At 66.1% G+C, this 4,859-nt stretch carries 7 protein-coding genes; 2 read left to right on the forward strand and 5 right to left on the reverse strand.

The window, feature by feature from the left end:
• Both PHC73_RS08015 and PHC73_RS08020 read right to left on the reverse strand, forming a co-directional pair.
• Positions 1 to 345 (reverse strand): alcohol dehydrogenase catalytic domain-containing protein (locus PHC73_RS08015; RefSeq protein ID WP_300126541.1); only part of this gene is annotated, 345 nt, incomplete at its 3' end.
• Positions 342 to 914: a peroxidase-related enzyme gene (locus PHC73_RS08020; protein ID WP_300126543.1), complete on the reverse strand. Its 573-nt coding sequence runs from the start codon at positions 912 to 914 to the stop codon at positions 342 to 344. The genes PHC73_RS08020 and PHC73_RS08015, both read right to left, overlap by 4 nt.
• A gap of 89 nt (positions 915 to 1,003) precedes the next feature.
• On the opposite strand from PHC73_RS08020, the gene PHC73_RS08025 reads away from it, so the two are divergent.
• Positions 1,004 to 1,702 (forward strand): HAD-IA family hydrolase, encoded by a 699-nt coding sequence (locus tag PHC73_RS08025; RefSeq protein ID WP_300126545.1) that lies wholly within the window; start codon positions 1,004 to 1,006, stop codon positions 1,700 to 1,702.
• Between the two features lie 85 nt (positions 1,703 to 1,787).
• Positions 1,788 to 2,132 carry a DUF1820 family protein gene (locus tag PHC73_RS08030; protein ID WP_300126547.1) on the forward strand — a complete coding sequence of 115 codons (345 nt, stop codon included), beginning with the start codon at positions 1,788 to 1,790 and terminating at the stop codon, positions 2,130 to 2,132.
• A gap of 109 nt (positions 2,133 to 2,241) precedes the next feature.
• Here PHC73_RS08030 and PHC73_RS08035 read toward each other — a convergent pair whose 3' ends face one another.
• From PHC73_RS08035 to PHC73_RS08045, 3 genes are all read right to left on the reverse strand, one after another.
• Positions 2,242 to 2,688 carry a S4 domain-containing protein gene (locus PHC73_RS08035; protein WP_300126549.1) on the reverse strand — a complete coding sequence of 149 codons (447 nt, stop codon included), beginning with the start codon at positions 2,686 to 2,688 and terminating at the stop codon, positions 2,242 to 2,244.
• A gap of 253 nt (positions 2,689 to 2,941) precedes the next feature.
• Positions 2,942 to 3,262, reverse strand: a complete 321-nt coding sequence (locus PHC73_RS08040; RefSeq protein WP_300126551.1) for an H-NS histone family protein — start codon at positions 3,260 to 3,262, stop codon at positions 2,942 to 2,944.
• Between the two features lie 334 nt (positions 3,263 to 3,596).
• On the reverse strand, positions 3,597 to 4,793 hold the full coding sequence (locus PHC73_RS08045) for an EAL and HDOD domain-containing protein (protein ID WP_300126553.1): 1,197 nt from the start codon (positions 4,791 to 4,793) through the stop codon (positions 3,597 to 3,599).
• Positions 4,794 to 4,859: the final 66 nt, after the last annotated feature.

Below are 4,859 nucleotides of genomic sequence, written 5' to 3' on the forward strand. Positions count from 1 at the left end.
CAGCGGAATGCCATCCGGCACCTGCACCAGCCGGTCCTGCGGCACGCAGGTGTACTGCGCGTAGGCGCCCAGGGTGTTGGGATAGGCCACCCGATCGCCAGGCTGAAAGCGCGTGACGCCCGGCCCGACGGCATTCACCACGCCGGCGCCCTCCAGCCCCGGCACGAACGGCAGCGGCTGCGGGTAAAAGCCGGTGCGGTGGTAGATGTCGATGAAGTTGACGCCGCAGGCGGCGTTTTTGACGCGCACCTGCCCCGCGCCCGGCGCGGGCAGCGGGCGCTCGACCAGGCGCAGGACTTCCGGGCCACCCGGGGTGGCGACTTCGATGGCGTGCATGGTGATCATCGGCGGTTCAGGTCGTAGTACTCGCGGTTCGGTTCCATGCCGGTGGCAGCCGCCAGGCGGTTGGTCATGTTGAAAAACGCCGTCACTTCGGCAATGTCCCAGATGTCGCGCTCACTGAAGCCCTGCTCGCGCAGCAGCTCGCGGTCGGTGTCGTCGATGGTCTCGGGCGCCTGCGTCAGGCGCTCGGCAAAGTCCAGCATGGCGCGCTGGCGGTCGGTGAGCTTCGCGGCGCGATAGTTCATGGCCAGCGTGTCGGCCAGCGGCGGGTCACCGGTCAGCTTGCGCAGCGTGGCGCCGTGACTCACCAGGCAGTAATGGCAGCGGTTCAGCGACGACACCACCACGGCGATCATCTCGCGCTCGGCCTTGCTGAGGCCGGACTCGCTCGCCATCAGCCCATCGCGCATGGCCACGAAGTTGGCGAGGCGCTCCGGCGCGTGGGCGTAGCCGCGCAGCACGTTGGGCACGAATCCCAGGCGCTCCTTGGCCGCCTCGTATTGGGCCTTGAGCTCCTTGGGCAGGGTTTTCGGCTCTGGCAGGTCCAGCGCCATGATCTTGTCCTTGGCCACGATTCCTCCGATTGCGCCCGACGGGGCCGCTTGAAAACACGTGATTTAGCCGCCATCTTGTCGGCTGCCGCCCCACCCAGGCAAGTGCCATGCGCCCGGCGCCCATTCTCGCCATCACGTTCGACCTCGACGACACGCTGTGGGCCATCGATCCGGTGATCGAGCGCGCCGAACAGCGTATGCATGCGTGGCTGGCCGAGCACTACCCGCGCCTGCCGCAGCGCTACTCGCCGGCCGACCTGCGCGCCCTGCGCAACGAGCTGCAGGACAGCCGCCCGGACCTGGCGCACGACCTCAGCGCCCTGCGCCGCGAGTCGCTGGCGCTGGCCGCCGCGCGCTGCGGCTACGGACGCGAGGCGGCCGAGGGCGCGTTCGCCGTCATGTGGCAGGCCCGCAACGAGGTGGAGCTGTTCGCCGACGTGCTGCCGGTGCTGCATGCGCTGTCTCAGCGGTTCACGCTCGGCGCACTCACCAACGGCAATGCCGACATCGCGCGCATCGGCCTCGACGGCCTGCTGCGGTTCTGTGTGACGGCGCGTGAAACCGGCGTGGCCAAGCCGCACCCGGCTATCTTCGACGCCGCCAGCGCCGCGGCGGGCGTGCCGGCCGAGCACATCCTGCACGTCGGTGACGATCCCGAGCGCGACGTGCACGGCGCCCGCGCCGCCGGCATGCGCACGGTCTGGATCAATCGCGACGGCCGCGACTGGCCGGGCGGCCCGCCGCCGGATGCGCAACTGAATGACCTGCACGGCCTGCCCGGATTGCTGGCTGGCGGCCTGCCGTAAACGGCGCCTTGTGGAAACCAGCCGGCGCCGTGCCGCAGTCGCCTCTCTATAATCCCGTTTCCACCCAATCCAAAGAGCACGCCCCATGGCGGTCCGCAAGAAACGCATCTACAAGGTCATCTTCCACAACCAGGGCAAGCTGTACCAGCTGCACGCCACCGAAGTCAGCCAGGGTGGCATGTTTGGCTTCATCGAAGTGGGCGGCTTCGTGTTTGGCGAAAAAGGCGGTCTGCTGATCGATCCCTCCGAAGAGCGCCTCAAGAGCGAATTCGAACACGTCAAGACCACCTTCATCCCGCTGCATGCGGTGGTGCGCATCGACGAGGTGGAAAAAGAAGGCGCCAACAAGATCAGCAGCCTGTCGGACGACGCCAAAGTGGCGTATCTGCCCTCCCCCATCTACACGCCCGGCGGACGCGGCAAGGATTGACCGCCCTGCCTGGCACGGCGGCCGGCTGGCAAAAGAAGCGCTGGGAAGCTGCTGCTGTCCCGCAACAGGGTGCCGCGGTCGGGATGCGCTGAATAAATCAGCGCATCCCTTACTCAAATCGCCCCGAATCCGGGTCTGCGCCACCGCCTGCCTGCTCGCGCAAGCGCTGCAGTGCACGCCGCTCTCGTTTGTCCGGCCGCCCCTTGCCGACATAACCCGCGGGGCCGGTCAGGGCGCGCTGCGCGCGCAGCGTCTGGCGCCGCGCCAGGCTGTCGGCGGTTTCCTCGTACAGCGCGGCCACGTCGCGGGCGGCCACCCGCTGCGACGCCATGCCACGGACGATCACCGTCATCGGCTCGCCACCGCGCAGCAGACTGACTTCATCGCCCACCTTCAGCAACCGGGCCGGCTTGGCCGGCTGACCGTTCACGCGCACCTTGCCGCCATTGACCGCTTCGGTGGCCAGCGTGCGCGTGCGGAAAAGACGACTCACCCACAGCCATTTGTCCAGACGCTGCCCGCCCGGTGCCGCCGGACCGTGCTCCAGACCGCCCATCCAATCTCCCGCCGGCCTAGCACCGAGCCAATAAAAAAGCCGCCACGACGGCGCCGTCGCGGCGGCATTCGTATCGTATAAACGCACCGGAAATTCCGTTCAGCAAATGCGGAAAAATTCCATCCATGGAATTTTTCCGCTCGCTGACCCGCGGGGCATGCCCGCGCGGCGCTCCATGAATCAATGGCTTAGCCGCCGCTTCAGACCGGGACATCCAGCCCCGCCGGGGAAGCCCTGACTGAATCGGTTTCCCTCAGACCGCCAGCTGCTCGGGCGTTTTGCCGGCGGCCAGCGCCTCCTTGAACCACTTCGGCTTCGGGCCGCGACCATTCCAGGTCTGCGCCGGATTGGCCGGGTTGCGATACTTGGCAGCGGCGCTGGTACGCGCCGCGCGCTTGCGCGACTCGGGGACAATGATTTCGAAATCGATACCGACCGACGCCGCCAACTTGCGCATCTGGGCGATCACTTCGGCGCGCTGCTCGCGCTGCCGCTTCTCGAGCGTGCTCTCGGCCTCGGCAATCAGGCGTTGCAGCTCGTCGAGCGAATAGTTGGACAGGTTGATGTTGGCCATTGCGGGCGCTCCTGGTTTGAGAGTTGGCGGCTTTTCAATATAAGCCAATCTCGCGCCTTGCAACAATGCCTTGGGAACCCCTGCTCTTTGCTCTATCAACTCCTCCCGAGCAGGCAGAATGCCACTGCCCGCATCGAGGACGCAAACCCCTGGGTTCTCAGGAAGCGCCGATTTATTCAGCATGTTCCGTCCGGGGCAGCATGCCCCGGCGCGAATAAAAGACGTAACCCATTGATTCACTGAGCGTCTATCGGGCGTTACCGCCCGACGGCGCGCTGAAAAACTCCAGCGACCAAGTTTTTCAACCTTCCGCCGGGATGTTCCGGCATCTGCCTCAACCGGGCGCCAGCGAAACCATCGCCTGATTCGCCCAATCAAGCGCGGCGAGATAGGCATCGGCCGGGGGATCGAGCGCCGCCAGCGCATCGCTGTCGAAACTGCCCTGCTCCAGCGCCAATGCCGCCTCCAGGATGCGCCCAAACGATCCTTGTTTGTCGAGCAGCGCCGCCCGCACCTCGTCACTCAATGGCAAATCATTCAGCAGCGCGTCGAGCGGCCGATCCAGTAGCGCATCCAAGCCCGAAAAAAGCCCGACCGTGAACGCCGTTTCGGCATTGCCACGCCCCGGCGGGGCCAGATTGGCACAGCAGCGCGCCCGCGCCAGCAGGGTACGCATGAGTTCGGACGGTTTGTCGTCGAGACCGGTCAGCGCCAGCAGGGTCGCCATGTCGCGCAGTCGCCGCTGTCCGAGTATCACCGCGGCCTGGGCAATGGAATTGATTTGTCGGGGCAGGTTCAAAGCGGCGGAATTGGCATAGCGCAACAGCCGATAACTCAGCGACACGCTGCGCTGCACCACCGCCTGCACGTCCGACAATTCCGAGCGCGGATCGTGCAACACCGCCAGCAACTGCAACACGCCGAGCCGGTCCTGGCCCAGCGCGCGCCCGGCGACGATCTTCGGTCTGGCAAAGAAATAGCCTTGATACAGGTCGAAACCCAGCGCCTGGCACTGCGCCAGCTGTTCGTGGGTTTCCACCTTCTCGGCCACCAGCGCCACCGGATAGGCGCGCAATTGGGCGACATGCTCGGCCAGCTCTTGCGCCGGCACGGCGGCAAGGTCCACCTTGACGAAATGGGCCCGCTCGAGCAAAGGCAAGGTGCCTTCGTGGACCAGCAGATCGTCGACCGAGATGCCGTAACCGGCGGCACGCAGCCGGTCCAGCCGGGCCAGCGCCGCATCGTCGAAATCCTCGTCCGGCAGCAGTTGCAACACCAGCCGGGCCGGCTCGAACAGGCGCAGCAACTCGCCGTCGAGCAGCTCCGGGGTGACGTGCACGAAGGCACGCGCCTTGCCGACCACCCGCTCCACGCCCATCTCCAGAAAGGCATTGATCAGCACCGCGGCCGATGCACGGACATCGGCGCGGTCGGCATAGTCCTTATTGGCGGAGCGGTACAGCAGCTCGTAGGCGACCGGCTTCAGGTCGCGATTGAAAATGGGCTGACGACCCAGATAGACGGTGCGCATTGGCGAGCGGACTCCGGACAAGGACGGTGAGTCGAAACATCACCACGAAGGGATGTTTCGGCATTT

The sequence above is a fragment of the Immundisolibacter sp. genome, assembly GCF_028696615.1.
In the GTDB taxonomy this organism is placed as follows: domain Bacteria; phylum Pseudomonadota; class Gammaproteobacteria; order Immundisolibacterales; family Immundisolibacteraceae; genus Immundisolibacter.

Bases quoted from the DNA above. Each gene is read 5' to 3' on its own strand.
- PHC73_RS08025 (WP_300126545.1), top strand. From the start codon at position 1,004: ATGCGCCCGGCGCCCATTCTCGCCATCACGTTCGACCTCGACGACACG.
- PHC73_RS08030 (WP_300126547.1), top strand. From the start codon at position 1,788: ATGGCGGTCCGCAAGAAACGCATCTACAAGGTCATCTTCCACAACCAG.
- PHC73_RS08035 (WP_300126549.1), bottom strand. From the start codon at position 2,688: ATGGGCGGTCTGGAGCACGGTCCGGCGGCACCGGGCGGGCAGCGTCTG.
- PHC73_RS08040 (WP_300126551.1), bottom strand. From the start codon at position 3,262: ATGGCCAACATCAACCTGTCCAACTATTCGCTCGACGAGCTGCAACGC.
- PHC73_RS08045 (WP_300126553.1), bottom strand. From the start codon at position 4,793: ATGCGCACCGTCTATCTGGGTCGTCAGCCCATTTTCAATCGCGACCTG.